The 18,056-nt window shown below is 48.3% G+C and carries 17 protein-coding genes; 16 read left to right on the plus strand and 1 reads right to left on the minus strand.

From position 1 onward, the window contains the following. Nucleotides 1-253: 253 nt before the first annotated feature. Nucleotides 254-3,427 (plus strand): beta-N-acetylglucosaminidase domain-containing protein, encoded by a 3,174-nt coding sequence (locus ACFQZR_RS02200; RefSeq protein WP_379342465.1) that lies wholly within the window; start codon nucleotides 254-256, stop codon nucleotides 3,425-3,427. Between the two features lie 72 nt (nucleotides 3,428-3,499). Here the strand turns inward: ACFQZR_RS02200 and ACFQZR_RS02205 are convergent, their stop codons facing one another. Continuing rightward, the gene (locus tag ACFQZR_RS02205) at nucleotides 3,500-4,099 is read right to left on the minus strand and encodes a nitroreductase family protein (RefSeq protein ID WP_379342467.1); all 600 of its coding nucleotides are present in this window, start codon (nucleotides 4,097-4,099) and stop codon (nucleotides 3,500-3,502) included. A gap of 252 nt (nucleotides 4,100-4,351) precedes the next feature. Between ACFQZR_RS02205 and ACFQZR_RS02210 the strand changes: the two genes are divergently transcribed. From ACFQZR_RS02210 to ACFQZR_RS02280, 15 genes are all read left to right on the plus strand, one after another. Further along, nucleotides 4,352-5,248: an aldo/keto reductase gene (locus tag ACFQZR_RS02210; RefSeq protein WP_379342469.1), complete on the plus strand. Its 897-nt coding sequence runs from the start codon at nucleotides 4,352-4,354 to the stop codon at nucleotides 5,246-5,248. Nucleotides 5,249-5,461: 213 nt separating this feature from the next. Then, complete coding sequence (gene lplT, locus ACFQZR_RS02215) at nucleotides 5,462-6,718, plus strand: lysophospholipid transporter LplT (protein WP_379342471.1); 1,257 nt, start codon at nucleotides 5,462-5,464, stop codon at nucleotides 6,716-6,718. A gap of 53 nt (nucleotides 6,719-6,771) precedes the next feature. Beyond that, complete coding sequence (spoVAE, locus tag ACFQZR_RS02220; protein WP_379342473.1) at nucleotides 6,772-7,122, plus strand: stage V sporulation protein AE; 351 nt, start codon at nucleotides 6,772-6,774, stop codon at nucleotides 7,120-7,122. 252 nt (nucleotides 7,123-7,374) lie between these two features. Further along, on the plus strand, nucleotides 7,375-8,328 hold the full coding sequence (locus ACFQZR_RS02225; protein WP_314584686.1) for an AAA family ATPase: 954 nt from the start codon (nucleotides 7,375-7,377) through the stop codon (nucleotides 8,326-8,328). 3 nt (nucleotides 8,329-8,331) lie between these two features. Continuing rightward, the gene (locus ACFQZR_RS02230; RefSeq protein WP_379342475.1) at nucleotides 8,332-9,630 is read left to right on the plus strand and encodes a DUF58 domain-containing protein; all 1,299 of its coding nucleotides are present in this window, start codon (nucleotides 8,332-8,334) and stop codon (nucleotides 9,628-9,630) included. Then, entirely contained in the window at nucleotides 9,593-11,815 is a 2,223-nt protein-coding gene (locus ACFQZR_RS02235) for a transglutaminase TgpA family protein (RefSeq protein ID WP_379342477.1), read from the plus strand. The genes ACFQZR_RS02230 and ACFQZR_RS02235 overlap by 38 nt, the downstream gene beginning before the upstream one ends. 107 nt (nucleotides 11,816-11,922) lie before the next feature. Then, entirely contained in the window at nucleotides 11,923-12,447 is a 525-nt protein-coding gene (locus ACFQZR_RS02240) for a YqeG family HAD IIIA-type phosphatase (protein ID WP_379343759.1), read from the plus strand. Beyond that, nucleotides 12,444-13,580, plus strand: a complete 1,137-nt coding sequence (gene yqeH / locus ACFQZR_RS02245; RefSeq protein WP_379342479.1) for a ribosome biogenesis GTPase YqeH — start codon at nucleotides 12,444-12,446, stop codon at nucleotides 13,578-13,580. Before ACFQZR_RS02240 ends, yqeH begins: the two co-directional genes overlap by 4 nt. A 55-nt stretch (nucleotides 13,581-13,635) precedes the next feature. Next, nucleotides 13,636-14,499 (plus strand): shikimate dehydrogenase, encoded by an 864-nt coding sequence (gene aroE, locus ACFQZR_RS02250; protein ID WP_379342481.1) that lies wholly within the window; start codon nucleotides 13,636-13,638, stop codon nucleotides 14,497-14,499. Between the two features lie 39 nt (nucleotides 14,500-14,538). Then, nucleotides 14,539-14,829 carry a ribosome assembly RNA-binding protein YhbY gene (yhbY, locus tag ACFQZR_RS02255; protein WP_379342483.1) on the plus strand — a complete coding sequence of 97 codons (291 nt, stop codon included), beginning with the start codon at nucleotides 14,539-14,541 and terminating at the stop codon, nucleotides 14,827-14,829. Nucleotides 14,830-14,859: 30 nt separating this feature from the next. Beyond that, nucleotides 14,860-15,453 carry a nicotinate-nucleotide adenylyltransferase gene (locus ACFQZR_RS02260; RefSeq protein WP_379343761.1) on the plus strand — a complete coding sequence of 198 codons (594 nt, stop codon included), beginning with the start codon at nucleotides 14,860-14,862 and terminating at the stop codon, nucleotides 15,451-15,453. Then, nucleotides 15,437-16,009, plus strand: coding sequence for a bis(5'-nucleosyl)-tetraphosphatase (symmetrical) YqeK (yqeK, locus tag ACFQZR_RS02265; RefSeq protein WP_379343763.1), 573 nt, complete (start codon nucleotides 15,437-15,439; stop codon nucleotides 16,007-16,009). The genes ACFQZR_RS02260 and yqeK overlap by 17 nt, the downstream gene beginning before the upstream one ends. A 3-nt stretch (nucleotides 16,010-16,012) precedes the next feature. After that, nucleotides 16,013-16,357, plus strand: coding sequence for a ribosome silencing factor (gene rsfS / locus ACFQZR_RS02270; RefSeq protein ID WP_018756784.1), 345 nt, complete (start codon nucleotides 16,013-16,015; stop codon nucleotides 16,355-16,357). After that, nucleotides 16,354-17,265: a CvfB family protein gene (locus ACFQZR_RS02275; protein WP_379342485.1), complete on the plus strand. Its 912-nt coding sequence runs from the start codon at nucleotides 16,354-16,356 to the stop codon at nucleotides 17,263-17,265. The genes rsfS and ACFQZR_RS02275 overlap by 4 nt, the downstream gene beginning before the upstream one ends. Next, nucleotides 17,262-18,044: a class I SAM-dependent DNA methyltransferase gene (locus tag ACFQZR_RS02280; RefSeq protein WP_379342487.1), complete on the plus strand. Its 783-nt coding sequence runs from the start codon at nucleotides 17,262-17,264 to the stop codon at nucleotides 18,042-18,044. The genes ACFQZR_RS02275 and ACFQZR_RS02280 overlap by 4 nt, the downstream gene beginning before the upstream one ends. Nucleotides 18,045-18,056: the final 12 nt, after the last annotated feature.

Consider the following 18,056-nt stretch of genomic DNA (forward strand, 5'->3'; position numbering starts at 1 on the left):
ACTGTAAGCGTTACATATTTCGGTACATGGTCTTGGTCTTAAGATTTCGATCGAGAAGTGGGTATCTACATATCGATAACGAAATACGCCTGTCCAAGCGTGTAACCGGATGAAGCCGGGCACGAGCTTAAAGAGGTCACTCTTTGGTTCGTGCTTTTTGCGTTTTTCGTGACGTGGAAAGGGGGAAGAATAGCTCATCATAGATCGATCATGATGGCATGACACAATGAATTGATAGAGAGGTGCTCTGTTCATGAACAATGCGAAGTCAAATAAGAATAAGAAGACCAGGTCTCGTTCGATTTCTTTCGTGCTTGCACTCGCACTTGCCATACCGATGTTTACGATGCAAGGCTCAAAGGTTTCCGCCGCAGAAGCATCCCAATTGCCTGAAATTTCGCCCATACCGCAATCCATTCAATCGACAGGGGATGGATTCGTCATTCCGTCTGAGGTGGGTATCGTAACAGGCAGTACATCGGACCCGGCTACGGTCCAGAGCGTCGAAGAGATACTGCGGAAGGCTGGCGTGCAGAATATCAATCGTGTCCAGGATTCTGCGGTTCCGAATTCACCCGTCAATGTATGGGTTGGAGGACCTTCGGAGAATCAAGCGACAACGGCTGCTCTGCAATCTCTTGGGGCTGCGGGACCGGATGATTTGAAGGATGAGGGGTATGTCCTGGCTTCCGGCACGGATGCATCAGGCAAGCCAAAAATCGTGCTCGCCGGGAAGACAACGCTAGGCACCTTCTATGCGGCACAGACGCTTCGTCAGCTGATTACAGCGAAGGACGGCGCTTATCGCATTCCGTCCGTAACCATTCGCGATTGGCCGAAAATGGCTTGGCGTGGTTCGATTGAAGGATTCTATGGCGACCCGTGGTCCCATCAAGATCGTCTTCGCCAAATCGATTTCTATGGCCAGCAAAAAATGAATATGTACATTTATGCGCCCAAAGATGATCCTTATCACCGGGATAAATGGCGTGAAGCCTATCCGGCTGCGAAGTTAGCAGAAATTGCCGAGCTCGTTCAGCGATCGAAGGAGAATCATGTGGAACTTGTCTTTGCCATCTCGCCAGGAAATAGCGTCTGCTTCTCCGATGATGCAGATTTTGGGGCACTGACGACCAAAGCGCAAGCGATGTGGGATGTTGGTGTTCGCTCGTTCGCGATTTTCTTGGACGATATCGATAAGACATTACGTTGTAATGCCGACAGGACTAAATTCAACAGCGACACGAATCCTGTAGCTGCTGCGCAAGCCTTTCTGCTCAATCGATTCAAGACGGAATTCATTGATAAGCACGCAGGTGCTCATCGTCTGATTACCGTCCCAACGGATTATGCGAATATTACGGCGACTGCTTATATTAACCGATTTGCTGCCTTGGTGGATCCGAGCATTATCGTCCAATGGACAGGATCGGCTGTTGTTCCAGCGGGCATTTCGGCATCCGATGCGGATAAGGCGAATGCAATTTATAAGCATGATCTGTTGATCTGGGATAACTTCCCGGTAAATGATTATGCACGGGATCGGTTGTACTTAGGCCCGCTCTACAATCGGGATGCAGAGCTTGCTGATCATGGCATTATTGGTCTAACGACGAATCCAATGAATGAAGCAGAAGCGTCCAAAATTGCGATTTTCACAATTGCCGATTATTTGTGGAATCCAGCGGCGTATAATCCAGAGACAGCGTGGCAGCTGAGCTTGAAACGCTTCGGTGGTGAGGTTGCTGACGCACTCCGCATTTTCGCAGAGAACAATTATTCCTCTCCGCTCAATGCGAAAGAATCATTAACGATTAAGCCGCAAATCGATAATTTATGGACGGTCTTTATTGGGGGAGGAAGCATTACCAATGCAGCGAACCAGCTAATTGCAGAATTTACGAAGCTGCAGCAAGCACCTGCTACACTCCGCAGCGGCCTGAACAACCCGGATTTCATCGACGAAACGAAGTTCTATCTGGACAAATATGAGCTGTACGGTCAAGCGGGCGTAGAAGCGACGCAAATGCTGTTGTCTCAGAAACGGAACAACAAGCAGCAGTCGGCTGAGCATCGTACGGCGCTGAACAATGTAAGAACGCAGATCAATGCGATTACAAAGGCCAAAGCGAACCAGGTCTTCGAAGATTATTTATCTCGTGCGATTCGCGAAAACGATACATGGCTAGGTGTAGGCACATCCACACCGTTCCCGATTACGACGATGGGTACCTATCAGACGAATAGCCCAGCCAAAATGCTCGATGGCAATCTGAATACGTACTTCTGGAGCAACAATTCCCCGGCAATCAATGATGTCATTGGGGTGGATCTGAATGAGGTGCGCAAGGTGTCCAAAGTTCAGGTATTAATGAGCAAGAGCGGCAGCGTGAACGACTATGTCCATCACGGTGTGCTGGAATATTCGGTCGATGGAGCCAACTGGACACAGCTTGCGACGTTAGAGGAGAAGTCGGAGATCAGCGTTCCGCTGGATAATCAGAAGGCAAGATTCGTTCGCATTCGTGTGACGGGAACGCAGGAATATTGGGTCATTGTGCGTGAATTCATTGTTACTTCAACCGCGATTCCGAAGGAACCTACAGCTGTTCTCGGCGGTGACGATACGGTTCAAGGTGATAGAGAGTTCAAGCTGCAGCTTGGCGTCGAAAATGTCACGCAGAGCGTGTATGCCCAAGATTTAGGGATGAATTATGATGCAAACGTGATGGAATTCGTGTCGGCGAAGTCTTTGGAAGATGGAGTGAATCTTCTTCAGACGGGCAAAGATACCCCAGGCAAGCTGCGGTTCATTCTGGCGAGTGAAGGTCCGGGTCACGCGATTACTGGAGATAAGCAATTGCTGGAGTTGACCTTCAAAGCGAAAAAAGTATCGCAAATGACGGAAGGAACGATATCGATTAGCAATGCAACATTGGCGGACCATGTGGGAGCGGAATCAAACATTGCCGTGTCCTCGTTGGCCATCCAAGTGAACCCAGCTCCAAGTGATAAAACAGAGCTGAATAACCTGATTCGTACGGCGCAAGCGGCTTACGATGCGGCCGTAGAAGGTACGCAAATCGGTCAGTACCCAGCAGGTTCGAAGGCGAAATTACTAACGGCCATTAAAGCGGCTCAAGCGGTCGCGAATAACGCAAGTGCAACCGTGGACCAAGTGGCTGCGGCAATTCAAGCCTTGCAGCAGGCGCTGGACACATTCAAAGCATCGGTTATCACGACGAAGCCGGGTGATGTGAATGGCGATGGCAAGGTTAGTATCGGAGATTTGGCGATGGTGGCGGCTCATTACGGCAAAACATCATCCAGTCCAGATTGGGCACAGGTGAAGAAGATGGATATCAATGGCGACAATGTCATTGACATCAAAGACTTAGCTGCGATCGCATCGAAAATTATTGAATAGGTAGTAGTAGAATCTAAAAAGCCGACCTTGGACACTGCTGATGCAGGCCCCGGTCGGCTTTCCTATGATGGATTAGTTGAATACTTTCACGCGAGCGTCAAGAGGTTGGAATTGTTTCTCGCCCACTTCGCCTACTGGCTTACCGAATGGCATTTGAGCAACCAATTGCCAGCTCGCAGGAATGTTCCATTCTTGCTGCACTTGCTCATCGATCAATGGGTTGTAGTGTTGAAGCGTTGCGCCGAAGCCTTCTTCTTCAAGTGCTGTCCAGATCACAAGTTGAAGCATACCGTTCGATTGTTGAGCCCATGTAGGGAAACGGTCTGCATACGCTGCAAAATTGCTTTGAAGTCCTTCGATGACCGTGTTGTCTTCGAAATACAATACCGTACCATAACCGCTGCGGAAAGCTTCCATTTTCTGTGCTGTTGGCTCGAATTGATCAGCAGGAACGATTTTGCGAAGCGTTTCTTTCGTGATATCCCACAGTTTATTATGCTGTTCGTTTAAGAGTACAACAACACGTGCGCTTTGGGAGTTGAACGAAGATGGTGTATGTTTGACAGCAAACTCAACGATTTCTTGAATGCGAGCATCGGATACAACAGCTTCTTTCGAAATACCGTATACGGAACGTCTGTCTTCAATAGCTTGGAATAATGTTTTAGTCATGTTGTTTCAATTCCTTTCGACTCGTTAATATATTTTTGTTTGTTACTTAATAATTTCTATGTACTTAGTATAGTTGCGATAAAAAAGAAAGTCAATATATTTTTTGATGTTGTTTTCGAAACGGATAAGTTCTCTACTTTCTGTGAATATGGATCTTACGCTAGCTTAATCATTGTCGGTGGCATAATCGTTCGGAGAAGTGTATGCTTGAAATATATCTAGACTACATAATGAAATAAAGGAGCGATCGTAGTGAAATATCGCAGATTAGGCAAGACAGAGTTGAATATATCCGTGGTCGGTCTTGGGACTTGGCAGTTCGGCGGTGAGTGGGGGCAGCAGTTCACACAAGATGAAGTGGATGCGATCCTTGATAAAGGAAAAGAATTAGGCATCAATCTAATTGATACAGCAGAATGCTATGGAGATCATCTCTCGGAGCAGTTCATTGGGAATTATATCGCGCGCCGAAATCGTGAGGATTGGGTAATCGCGACGAAGTTCGGGCACCATTTCCACGAACGCTTCACGCGCACGGATACATATGGTGCGGATGATGTTGTGAAGCAGCTCGACGCATCGCTTAAGGCTTTGCAGACGGAGTATATTGATCTCTATCAATTCCACTCCGGACCGGATACAGCATTCGATAACGATGCGCTGTGGACGGTACTCGATAAGCAGATCCAAGCGGGCAAAATCAGACATTTAGGTACATCCATCGGCAGCAATGATAACCTGCACCAGACGGCGGCTTCCTCGCAAGTCAATTCCCAAGCGATTCAAGTCGTGTATAATCGTCTCGATCGTACACCAGAGAATCGGGTCTTCCCGTCGTGCCAAGAGCAGGATCTGGGCGTGCTCGCACGTGTTCCGTTAGCGAGTGGTTATCTGAGTGGCAAATACAAGCCAGGTGCTGTATTCGATGCTACGGACGTACGCCACCGTCATGATGCGGACATGGTTAGACGCAAGCTCGAAGAGGTAGCGCGTATTAAGCGGGACGAGGTGCCTGAGGGCGTTGATATGGCACAATGGGCGTTAGCTTGGTGCTTGAAGCACCCTGCGGTGACAGCTGTTATTCCGGGCTGCAAGAATCCGGAGCAAGTGGTAGCGAATGCAAGCGCGGTAGATTTAGTCGAAGGATAGTTCTCAAAAAAATAAGCTAACCCGATCGTCATTTAGTTGACCTTCGAGGTTAGCTTTTTTTCTTTTTCCATGCAAGGCGTGGTGGCGTATTTGTTCCGAAGATTGGTACTTCCTTACAATATCGTAAGGTAGAATTCGTAGTCAGATAAACAGGGTTATGTTATATTTCTCAATAGTAAAAAATAGGAACATGAATAAAGGAGAAATTATACGATGGTTCACACACGAGACTCTGCTCGTTCACCACGACGTTGGCTGAATCCAGTCAATTCGGTGGTATTGACCCAGTTTATGAGCGCTTTCTCCGATAATTTGAATTTCTTCATCATTATCGGCATGCTGAAGCGGCAAGGTCTGGAGAACCCAGATCAAGCGGTCACCTACATACAGATTGGATTTCTAGCGGTCTTCCTGATCTTGGCGCCATTCGTCGGCTCTTTTGCAGACCGTAACGCAAAGTCTGGCGTGCTCATGGTCGGTAATCTATTCAAGGCAGCGGCCATTCTGCTGCTGATCTTCGGACTTCATCCGATCTTTTGTTATGCGATTCTTGGGATTGGAGCGGTGATCTATTCCCCTGCAAAGTATGGGATTCTGACGGAGCTTACCTCCACAGAGGACGAGCTGCTTCGCGCCAATTCGAAGGTGGAAGGTACAACGATTCTAGCGATCCTCTTGGGTACGGTTATCGGTGGTTTCCTTGCGGAATATTCAGATCTACTGGGTCTGATCACTTGTTTTGTTGTCTATGGGTTGTCCTTTGGGCTTACGTTCCTTATTCCGAAGAATCCGGGAAATTCACAAATCCAGTACATGGCTGCAGCAAGAAGATTCTTTCAGGATACGCGAACATTGTTCCGTCATCCGCAGGCTCAATTTTCACTTATTGCGACAGGAGCTTTCTGGCTAACGGCTGCGGTGCTTCGGATTGCGCTCGTCGCGTGGATTCCGGCAAATCTTGGCATTACGAATACCGACCAGCAATCGATGATTATCGGCAGTACCGCGATTGGCGTCGTACTCGGTTCCGTCCTCATGCCGAAACTAATCCCTGTAGGTAAAATGTACTTATCGTATTATTTTGGATTTTTGATGGTGTTCTGCGTATTGATTACTGCCTTTATGCATAATTTGATTCTTGCGGTGATCATGTTATTTTTCATTGGTGTATTCGGGGGGATTTTCCTCATTCCAATGAATACCATTCTACAGACGGTCGGTAAAGATTTAGTCGGTGCAGGCAAGACGATTGCTGTTCAGAATTTGGTGGAGAACTCCTTAACGATTATTGGATTGTTCATTTATTTGTATTTGAGTACCAAAGTGCCGATTCAAGCCGCAGTGATCGGGATGGGCGTGATTCTACTTGTCTTTATTCTGTTCCTTCTGCCTAAGCTATCGATGCTTCGCCGGTTCAATCCAGATGAATATCTGCATGGTTCGCATAACCAGACCTCGAATAACTCATAATGTAATTGTTAGTGCAGTATGCAGTAGGTTGAGGAAGTCTGGAGGGATGAATCGTGCAGTTTCTATGGGCCTTTGTTATTGGGGGGCTGATCTGCGTGATCGGGCAATTGATGTTTGATGTGTTCAAATTAACGCCGGCACATACAATGACGACATTGGTCGTTGCAGGCGCTGTGCTGGATGGATTTGGTTGGTATGAACCACTGATTGATTTTGCAGGCGCAGGCGCGACGGTACCGATTACCAGCTTCGGGAATGCCCTTGTTCACGGTGCAATGACGGAGCTTAAGCGAGACGGCTGGATCGGTGTAATCACAGGGATCTTCGAAGTGACTAGTGCGGGGATATCGTCTGCGATTATATTTTCGTTCCTGGCTTCGCTCATCGTGAAGCCAAAAGGCTGATGGGCGTGTGTTATTTATGAAATAGGCAAAGAGAAGTGATGAATCATTCGTCACGACACTCTTTGTCTATTTTTATTTTTGTGCTCCCGCAAAGTACCTGAATCGCTTTCAACGCAAAAACATCACTTTGTGGGGTTCTTTGTGGGAAACAACATCTAACGCTGTAAAACTCTACTATATACGCCTTATTATTCATCATGTAAAATAAATTAAATGGAATATTTTATCAGATGATGAAAGGGTTGTTGCGCCATGAATATGAACTCGTATACGCACTCGATTTCAGCGATTCAGACCCAGCTAGAAGGATGCATTCTCGGCAAAAGCCTAGAGATTAAGCTGCTCCTTACTGCCGTACTCGCAGGAGGGCACGTGCTTGTGGAAGATGTGCCGGGTACAGGAAAAACGCAATTAATCAAAGCCTTAGCGAAAACGCTAGATGGTCAATTCAGACGCATTCAATGCCATCCTGATTTATTGCCGAGTGATATCACCGGCGTGTCGATATTCCACCCGGGTGAGGAGCAATTCGTATTCCGCAATGGTCCGGTTTTCACGAATATATTATTGGTAGATGAAATCAACCGTGCGACGACGAAGACGCAATCTGCACTTCTGGAAGCCATGGAAGAAAGGTATGTGACCGTTGACGGCGAGAGCTATGCGCTGCCACAACCGTTCATGCTCTTCGCGACGCAGAACCCAATCGAATTTGATGGGACGTATATGCTGCCCGAAGCGCAGTTAGATCGATTTATGATGCGTATCTCGCTGGGTTATCCAGATGCAGCGACAGAGAAGCAGCTGCTGTACTCGCACCAGTATGGACAACCAATCGATACGGTGCAGAGCGTCACAGATCTCGATCAATTATCAACACTTCAAGCGGAAGTTCGAAATGTGCATATCGATCCGGCCGTCGGCGATTATCTCGTTCAGATTGTACGCAAAACTCGGGATCATGCCTTATCCTTACTCGGTGCAAGCCCGCGTGCATCGGTGTCTTTTATGTCCGCTGCCAAAGCCTTCGCATTCCTTCATGGTCGGGACTATGTTCTGCCTGATGACCTGAAGCAGCTTGCCCCGCATATCCTTGCACACCGCATTACCCTTCGTCCGGAAGCGCGTATGGAAGGGGTGTCGCCGCAGTCTTTTATCGAGCAAGTATTGAAACAGGTGGATGCTCCCGTAAGAATGGAGCGATGATGCATGCGAATGAAGCCATTTGCGTCTCGGTTTAACCTCCGCCGAAGCGGGAAGTCTGAGTACTCACTCAGGTTCTGGATGATCGTCACGATTTGGTGTGTTTGTCTGCTCTTCTTTCTCTTTCAAGGGGGGAAGACCTCCTTCATGCTGCTCGCCATGATGTCTGTCTTATGTCTATATCTATGGATTGGCAGATGGAGCGGGATATCCAAATCGACAGGGAAGCGGGAACTGCTCTATGAGGGGGAGCATCGGCTAGTTTTTCATGCAGGGGATTCGATCGAGGCCCAATTAACCATTAAAGTACAGCCGATTGGGATTACGCCTTACGTCTTGCTTCGCGATCAGTTGGTCCGAAGGCACGGGGAGACGAAGACGTTCGAATCATTAGTCCTCCCCGATTGGAATCGGCAATGTGTGATGCGTTATAACTTATCGAATCTTCGGCGTGGCTTCTATAGCTTCGGAGAATCGGAATGCGCGATGGAAGATGTCATAGGATTGTTCCAGCATAAAGCTGCGATTACGGTACCGACGCAGTTCTCCGTGCTTCCCCATACCGTCCGTATTCCGAAGTGGAAAATATTCGATTCTCGCGAACAAGGCTTCGGGAGGAATGCTTTCATCCAGAGATCGACGAAAGAAACGACGCAAATCAATGGCGTGCGGGAGTACATCTATGGCGACCGCATATCACGGATTCATTGGAATGCAACCGCGAAGACGGGGCACTGGAAGTCCAAAGAATTTGAACGAGAGTCTTTGCCCTCTATGATGCTGATTTTAGATCGAACGCAGCGTCATTATTACACGGAAGAACAATTCGAGCTTGCTATTTCCGTCGCAGCTTCGCTGTTAGCTTACGGGCGCGAACGGCATATACCATTAGGACTTATTTCGCTTGGGAAAACCGTGGAGACATTTGAGGCAGGCAGTACAGCACATCAGCAGAGGCTTATGAATGACCATCTTATGGAGACAGAGGCAGATGGCTATCAGGATCTAAGTGTTAGGTTGCAGCAAATGGGTTCAAAGTCTGTTCAAGGCAGCTTCTATGTATTAATTAGTCCGAGTGCGAATGACAAGGTGCTGCGACTTTTTAGTTTCCTTCAGCAGAAGCAGATGGGCGTGAGTCATATTCATTTAACGGATCCGGACGGTGCATCGCAAGACAATTGGAGTGCATTCCTGATGTCCAGGGGCATTCCAGCCTATTCAATTCGACAATTGCAAGAACTTCCTGTGGTGTTAGGAGGGTGGGCTAATGGGCAAGTGGCTGCGAGTAGTATTTCGAAATCTTAGGATAGACGGACTCCGTCAATTGATGATATTATACGCGGCAGCCATGCTGTGGCAATGGTTCGGACCACTCGAGACGATTTGGTGGGAGGAGACGATGGAGATTGTTCGTCTCACCATGATCAGTGCAGTTGCAGTTCATTTCTTCATTCCGCTTCGTCCGTGGATTCGCCGTGTCTTTATCGTTTTGGTTATGTTGCTGATTCACTATCAAGTGCTTCGCGCCTATCATTTGTACGCCGAGCAACCGGAGGATATGGTTGAGAACACGATCTTATTCTTCAAGAGCCTGTTTCCTTATATTTTATTTGCGCTTGGGACTTGGATTTTATTGGAGCTTATCATGGTATGGGTGCGAAGCCGCGTGCGGATCGTTGCGCTCATCGTCCTTCAAATGATTGGACTGGCTATATTGGATTCATTTACAGAAATGAACTTATGGCTCGCCGTTGCTTGGACGATGCTGCTTGGTCTCGCGTGGTTAATCACCGATCATTGTGTTGTGTTAAGGGATAAATATCCGGAAGGATGGCGGCATTTAGCTTCCTATCCGCTGCGTTTGCTTACGACCGTGGGGCTCTTGCTTTCCGTTATTTTCTTGGTGGGGGTCAGTATGCCCTCCACAGCTCCGTTGGTAACAGATCCATATACGTTATGGAAGACTTGGAAAGGTGAAGCTGTACCGGTCTTCTATAATGCAAAGGATGGAGAGAAGATCCAGGTTGGTATATATCGATCAGGGTATGGTCGGGATGACAGCGAACTGGGCAGCGGGTTTACTTTCGATTACAGTAATGTGATGCAGATCACGACCAATCGGAAGAGTTATTGGCGTGGAGAAACGCGCTCGATCTACACAGGGAAAGGGTGGGAGAGCCCGCCTAAGAAGAAGAACACGGACCTGGCATTTGTAACGTTAAATAGACCGCTGGATTCGGAAGGTATGAAGTTCTCGAAGACAGCTGAGTTAACGGCAACGGTGACCATCACACGGGCTGAGCCATATCCGGTACTGTTCGGCGCGTATCCGATTGGGCAGGTGACACAGCTTGGAGGCGAAGGCAGCTTGTCGAATCTCCGTTGGGATCCGGATACCTCCACATTGACGTGGGCGGATACCGCAGCTCCTTCGTATCCGAAGCAATATACGATTGTGTCTCAGATACCGCAAATCGATGAACAAGAGTTGCGTAGTTTTGGTAGCAATTCGGGACGAACGTTATCTGCGGCCCAAGCCGTTGACTTGCAGCTGCCTCATGAACTCCCTGCCCGTGTGCAGGAGCTGGCGAGATCAATTACTGCCGGCCTGACGAATGATTATGATCGGATCAAAGCACTCAAAACCTATCTAACTTCCGGTGAATTCAAATATACGAATGAGCCTGATTTATCACGCAAGGTGAGTGGCGATTTCGTTGATAGCTTCTTGTTCGATATGAAAGAAGGGTACTGCGATTACTTCTCGACATCGCTCGTTGTCATGACGAGATCATTAGGGATCCCTGCAAGGTGGGTGAAGGGGTATACGACCGGTGCCAAGGCAGGACCTCGATCCGATGAGATCTCTTCCTATGCGAAGCAGGAAGAGATGCAGCGTGAAGAAGGAACCTATTATGTGAGTAATGCGGATGCCCATTCATGGGCGGAGGTTTACTTCGAAGGCTTCGGTTGGGTACCGTTTGAGGCGACACCTGGGTTTTCAATTCCTGTCACATTACAAGAGGAAGAGCAGCAAGCGTCTATACTTCCTGTAACAGAAGAGGAGAAAATGACCGAAGAAGTGACGAACCGAGGCAATTCGGGGGCTGTTTCACCGCTCGCTATTTATGGAACATTATTCATCATCCTCATCTTCGCGCTGTGGTTCCTGGTATGGAAATGCCGGTTATTAGGGACAATCTGGTGGCGGGCTATGCTCGCGGGGCGCAGGCCTTCAAGCGATCAGAAGCTCATCGTATTGACCGAACATTGGATTCGACATTGTAGGCGTAAGGGACTTCGCCGTGAAGAACACGAGACGCTGCGTGAGAGTGTGGCTAGGTGGGAACAGGAGAAGGAGGCCCTTCGGGGGGCGTGGAGCGGCTTGCTCGCATTGTTCGAACAAGCCAAATACAGCACGAAGCAAGTGACCGAGCAAGATTGGTCCAGAGCACAAGTGGAGATGAAGAAGCTTTTGGAACGCTTATAATTTCACAGGATCTTGCCGCTCGATGTTAAAAAGACATGGGCGGCAATTTTTTGCACGAAAAACAAAGAATATGGTATAGTTTGTCGTATGAAACAGAGGTGACGTATTTGTTAGAGAAGTTTATACCCAAGCTTCGGGTAAACACCGTATACGATATTGATCTTGAATCGTTATACGCGAAGGGATATCGGGGAATTATTACCGATTTAGATAATACGCTTGTTGGGGCGAAGGAACCGTACGCGACGCCAGAATTGATCACTTGGCTTGAAGGTGCGAAGGAGTTCGGGTTTCAGATCATCATTGTATCCAATAATGATGAAGGACGGGTATCCAAATTTACGAACCCCCTCCAGATTCCATTCGTGCACGCAGCGCGTAAACCAAGGATTAGACCGTTCCAGAGAGCGCTAACCCTTATGAAGCTATCGGCGGCGCAGACGGTTGTCATTGGGGACCAGATGATGACGGACGTACTCGGGGGCAACCGATCGGGTTTATTTACCATTCTTGTTCAACCGATTGCGATTCATGATGAGGGATTCATGACACGCTTCAATCGTCGGATGGAAAAATTGATATTGCGAAGATTACGGAACAAGGGTCTTTGGCACGAGGAGGAAAAGCAATGACAGAACAACAACGAGAGCAGGGCGCGGTAACCTCGTGCGAAGGCTGCGGTGTGAAATTACAGACAGAACGGCCGGAAGTTCCGGGATATATCCCGCAGCAGGCATTAGAACGGGAACCCGTGATATGCCAGCGTTGCTTCCGGATTAAAAATTATAATGATGCGGCTTCCGTTACACTGGAGCAGGATGACTTCCTTCGTCTGCTAAGTCAGGTGGGAGCTTCAACGAATGATGCGCTTGTCATTCATATCGTTGATTTATTCGATTTTGACGGCAGCTTAATCTCAAGCCTTCAACGGTTCGTGGGCAATAATCCTGTGTTGCTCGTCGTGAATAAAATCGACTTGCTGCCTATCGTAACGAACTGGAATCGATTAACGAATTGGGTACAGAAACGCGCCAAAGAACATGGCATCAAAGTCATCGATGTAGTCTTGTGCAGTGCGAAGAAGAATCAAGGCTTCGAACGATTGATTGACAAAGTTTCAGAATATCGCCGCGGACGTGATATCTACGTTGTCGGTGCCACCAATGTAGGTAAATCAACCCTCATTAATCGCCTGATTCGTGACTATAGTGATATGGAGCGGGAATTGACCACATCACGCTTCCCAGGTACGACGTTGGATCTTGTGAAAATTCCACTCGATGACGGGAAATTCATCATCGATACGCCAGGCATTGTGTATCCATCACGCCTCACAGAGCTTGTGCATCGTAAAGATTTGGGTGCAATTATGCCAGATCGACCGCTCAAGCCGACGGTATTCCAGCTTAATGAAGGCCAGTCTTTGTTCTTCGGTGCCATGGCTCGATTTGATTTCGTACAAGGGGAACGTCAGTCCTTTACCTGTTTTGTGTCGAATGGATTGAAGATCCATCGCACCAAGCTTGAACGGGCAGATGAATTGTATGCAGAACATCGCGGTGTAATGCTTACTCCGCCGAACCAGGATCATATCGACGACCTGCCGGCTTGGTCGAAGCATCAGATTCGTGTAGCGAAAGGCAGCAAGACAGATTTGTTCATCTCCGGTCTAGGCTGGATTAAAGTGAATTCGGATGCTGGTGCGCTGGTGAATATTCATGCACCGAAGGGTGTCAAAGTTCTATCGCGGGATGCAATGATATAAAATCATGGGAATTTGCGGCGTGATTTGCCGCTTGGATAGAGGAGAGACGGAATTGATGGGGGATCATCTCGTAAATCGAATTAGTAGTGAGACCATGCTGCTCGGGGTTATTGGCGATCCCATTCGTCAATCCAAATCCCCGTTAATGCATAACAGTGCCCTTCAAGCCTTAGGATTGGATGGCGTATACACAGCGATGCATGTCTTGCCGGACAAGCTCGAGGATGCCATTCGCGGTGTGCGTGCGTTAGGTTATCGCGGCATTAATGTAACCATTCCACACAAGTTGGATGTTATGCCATTATTGGATGAAGTCGATAAAGGCGCGCGGGTAATTGGCGCCGTGAATACAATTGTCAATGACAATGGGAAGCTGATCGGCTATAATACGGACGGGATTGGTTATGTTAGATCGCTTCGCGAAGAAGCGGAATCCGATTTGCGCGGCAAGCGAATTTTAGTCATTGGCGCTGGCGGTGCGGCTCGTGGTATCGTCTATGCGTTAACACAAGAATCACCCGAGGTCATCTGGATCGCGAATCGAACGGTCGAACGTGCCGTTGAATTAGCGGCGGATTTGCAGTCGTACGGGAATGTTCAGGCAATTGAACTAGAACGGATATTAGATATACGCTCCAATGTCGATATTGTGATTAATACAACGTCGGTAGGCATGTTCCCTCATGTGGATGCGTCTCCTCTTTCTTTAGAAGGATTTCGCACCGATTTGATCGTTAGCGATTTGATCTATAATCCACTTGAGACGGCGATCTTGCGGGAGGCTCGGTTACGTGGTAGTCGTACCCATTGCGGCCTCGGCATGTTCGTCTATCAAGGCGCATATGCATTTGAATATTGGACAGGTCGGGCTGCGCCTGTCGAAGTGATGCGGCAAGCTGTACTGCAATCCCTGAAGTAAGAAGCAGCTCAAAGTAAAAATTGGAGGTTTATCACACGCATGTTAACAGGAAAACAAAAACGCTATTTACGCTCACTCGCCCATCATTTGAACCCGATTTTTCAAGTCGGTAAAGGTGGCGTTAATGATCAATTGATCCGCCATATCGACGAAGCGATTGAGACGCGTGAGTTGATTAAAATATCGATCTTGAACAATAACACGGATGATCGTGATGAAGTCGCTCGTGATCTTGCTGAAGGCTCGAACTCGGAGCTTGTGCAAGTGATTGGGAAGACGATCGTCTTGTATAAGGAATCCCGCGAACATAAGCAAATCGAGCTCCCTTAAGGCTCTGGAATAGAGGCGACAAGTCACATGGTGAAGGTCGGTTTATTTGGAGGGACTTTCGATCCCATTCATTTCGGGCATCTACTCTTGGCAGAACATACGTGTGAGGCCTTGCGGTTCGACGCCGTATGGTTCATGCCAGCCGCAGATCCTCCGCATAAGTCTCGTCAGCCACTCGCGACGGGGCTGCAGAGGCTCGAGATGATCCGACTTGCGATCGAAGGGAATTCATTATTTCAAGTCACGGATATCGAAATGGAACGCGGTGGCGTATCCTACACCATCGATACGATTGAAGAATTGCAGCGTAGATTCTCTGATCATGCCTTCTCGTTCTTGATGGGGGCTGACATGGTGAATTATTTGCCGAAGTGGCATCGGATTGACGAACTCGCAGCCCGTATTGACTTCGTTGGTGTACAGCGACCTGGGACGTTGCTGCAATTGGATAATCTCCCTGCTCATATTCGGGATCAAGTGACCATGCTAGAGGTGCCGCTCTTCGAACTATCTTCAACGACGATTCGCGAGCGGGTCAGCCAGGGCATGTCGGTCCGGTATCGTGTACCGGATCGTGTTCATGAATTCATTCAAAGGAATGATCTATATGAATCGAAGCCGTGAGGCCATTATTGAAGCAGTACGTGGACAAATGCCGGAGAAGCGCTGGGCGCACACTTTAGGTGTCATGCAGACTTCCATCGAGCTTGCAGTGCGATTCGGAGGTGATCCGACTCGGGCAGAGCTCGCGGCGATTTTACATGATGTGGCGAAATATTGGTCAACAGACCGAATGGAACGTATTATTCGTGAAGAGCAGCTGCCTGCCATCCTACTTGAACATGACAAGCAGTTGTGGCATGCGCCGGTAGGCGCTTTTGTGGCAGAGCAAGAGTTCGGCATTATGGATGTGGAAGTGCTTGATGCGATCAGATATCATACATCCGGTCGTGTTCAAATGACATTAATGGATAAAATCGTCTGCCTCGCAGACTATATCGAACCTGGAAGAGATTTTCCAGGAGTGAATAATATTCGTCAGTTAGCCAACCATAGCTTAGAAGAAGGCTTAATTGCAGGGTTCGACTCGACGATAGAACTATTACTATCCAGAAGAAAACGGATTTTCCCGCTCACGATTGATGCGAGAAATGATTTAATTCAACAATTGGGAGGTTGACGCATGCCCGTTCAATCCAAAGAAATATTAAACCTTGCCGTTGCTGCGGCAGAAGATAAAAAAGCAATGAATATCGTTGCACTCGATTTACAAGGCATTTCCTTAATTGCTGACTATTTCGTTATTTGCCATGGTAATTCCGATACCCAAGTGAATGCCATCATGACAGAAATTCGCAAACGCGTCCAAGAAAAGGGCGGCCTCATTCGAGGTATTGAAGGTACAGATTCTGCACGTTGGGTACTGATGGACCTTGGCGATGTGATCGTGCATATTTTCCACCGGGACGAGCGTGAATATTATAATATCGAACGTCTCTGGTCGGATGCGAAAGTTGTGAATCTATGAGTCTCATTGCAGGAACGACAGTCCATTTACCAATCGACCGTGAGGTTTCACCTTACGGCTTTTTTCTAACGAACGGGGAGCAGGACGTTCTCCTTCATTACTCTGAGATTATTGGTAAAATAGAGCCGGGCATGATGATCGAAGTATTCATTTTCTACGATACGGAAGACCGATTAGCTGCGACCATGAAGAAGCCTTATCTGACGCTCGGCGATATGGCGATGCTGGAAGTCGCTGATGTTCATCCAAGGCTCGGATGTTTCCTCGAGATGGGACTCGGTCGTCAGCTGCTGCTACCGATTCGGGAGCTTCCCGAGCTCAAAGAGCTGCATCCGAAAGTTGGAGATAAAGTATTCGTCATCATGGAGCACGACAAGCAAGGCCGCTTGAGAGCCAAGCTGGCAGGTGAGCGAGAACTTGCACCGCTCGCATTCCATGCGCCAAGTTCATGGCTTAATCAATGGGTGGAAGGTACCGTCTACAAGACGCTTCAAATGGGGACCTTCGTTCTTGTCGATGGCGGTGTTCTTGGTTTCGGCGTCATCGGCATGATTCACAGCTCGGAGCGTCTGCAGATGCTTCGACTTGGTGAACGCGTGCAAGCGAGAGTCAGCTTCGTCCGTGAAGATGGTCGCGTGAATCTTTCGATGGCGGCTCGCAAAGAGGTCGGACGCGATCTAGATGCGGATCGTCTCCTCACGTTTTTGAAGGAACGACCGAATGGCGCAATGCCTTATTCCGATCAGACGCCACCGGACATTATCAAGCAGCGCTTTGGCATTAGTAAGGCTGCATTTAAGCGGGCGCTTGGCAAGCTGATGCGGGAAGGACTTATCACACAGAAAGACAATTGGACACAGTTGAAGCCAGTAGATGGCGCTGAACCGTCCAAGACGGAGTCCAAATGACGACGTCTTACGCACAATTCGCCTATGTCTATGATGAACTCATGGCGGACATGCCTTATCCGGAATGGCTGGCGTTCGCACATGAAGCGTGGGCTCGGTTCGGAAAACCGAAGACGATTGTTGACCTAGGCTGTGGAACCGGTAGCCTGATGATTCCGCTGGCTAGTGAAGGGTATCATGTCACAGGTATCGATCTCTCCTCGGATATGCTCGCGGTTGCCCAGCAGAAGCTTGAGAGCTCTACGGTAGGCAGCCGATTGCTTCGTGAAGGGAAAGTGCGTCTCATTGAGCAAGATATGCGAGATTTAGAACTGCCTGCTCCAGTAGATTCGGTCATATCTTTCTGTGATTGTCTGAATTATCTGCTCGAAGAAGAAGATATTGTAGAGACATTGCGCCGTGCCTATAATGCGATTAAGCCAGGCGGTACATTCTTATTTGACGTACATCATCCGCGGCAGTTCGAGCAATATGAAGCAGAGCAGCCATTTATCTATAATGAAGACAATGTTGCTTACTTATGGACTTGTGATCTGGATGCCGAGCGGTGTGAAATCGAACATCATCTGACGATTTTTGCACGCCAGGCAGGTGCTCCAGCCACGCAGGATCTCTTCCAACGCTTTGAAGAGGTACATATTGAGCGGGCGTATGATCCGACGTGGATGACGGAACAGCTTAAGGCCGTAGGTTTCACAGAAGTTCATATATTCGGGGACTTTACGTGGGAAGCTCCGACGAATGAGACAGGGCGTTTGTTCTATATCGCGGTGAAATAGCGGAGCAGCCTT

Source organism: Paenibacillus sp. GCM10027629 (assembly GCF_042676425.1).
GTDB classification, from domain to species: domain Bacteria; phylum Bacillota; class Bacilli; order Paenibacillales; family Paenibacillaceae; genus Paenibacillus_K; species Paenibacillus_K terrigena.

Excerpts from the sequence above, each read along its gene's own strand:
- ACFQZR_RS02275 (WP_379342485.1), top strand. The coding sequence starts at position 16,354 with ATGAGTCTCATTGCAGGAACGACAGTCCATTTACCAATCGACCGTGAG.
- aroE (WP_379342481.1), top strand. The coding sequence starts at position 13,636 with ATGGGGGATCATCTCGTAAATCGAATTAGTAGTGAGACCATGCTGCTC.
- yhbY (WP_379342483.1), top strand. The coding sequence starts at position 14,539 with ATGTTAACAGGAAAACAAAAACGCTATTTACGCTCACTCGCCCATCAT.
- ACFQZR_RS02205 (WP_379342467.1), bottom strand. The coding sequence starts at position 4,099 with ATGACTAAAACATTATTCCAAGCTATTGAAGACAGACGTTCCGTATAC.
- ACFQZR_RS02235 (WP_379342477.1), top strand. The coding sequence starts at position 9,593 with ATGGGCAAGTGGCTGCGAGTAGTATTTCGAAATCTTAGGATAGACGGA.
- yqeH (WP_379342479.1), top strand. The coding sequence starts at position 12,444 with ATGACAGAACAACAACGAGAGCAGGGCGCGGTAACCTCGTGCGAAGGC.
- rsfS (WP_018756784.1), top strand. The coding sequence starts at position 16,013 with ATGCCCGTTCAATCCAAAGAAATATTAAACCTTGCCGTTGCTGCGGCA.
- ACFQZR_RS02225 (WP_314584686.1), top strand. The coding sequence starts at position 7,375 with ATGAATATGAACTCGTATACGCACTCGATTTCAGCGATTCAGACCCAG.
- ACFQZR_RS02230 (WP_379342475.1), top strand. The coding sequence starts at position 8,332 with ATGCGAATGAAGCCATTTGCGTCTCGGTTTAACCTCCGCCGAAGCGGG.
- yqeK (WP_379343763.1), top strand. The coding sequence starts at position 15,437 with ATGAATCGAAGCCGTGAGGCCATTATTGAAGCAGTACGTGGACAAATG.
- ACFQZR_RS02280 (WP_379342487.1), top strand. The coding sequence starts at position 17,262 with ATGACGACGTCTTACGCACAATTCGCCTATGTCTATGATGAACTCATG.
- lplT (WP_379342471.1), top strand. The coding sequence starts at position 5,462 with ATGGTTCACACACGAGACTCTGCTCGTTCACCACGACGTTGGCTGAAT.
- ACFQZR_RS02200 (WP_379342465.1), top strand. The coding sequence starts at position 254 with ATGAACAATGCGAAGTCAAATAAGAATAAGAAGACCAGGTCTCGTTCG.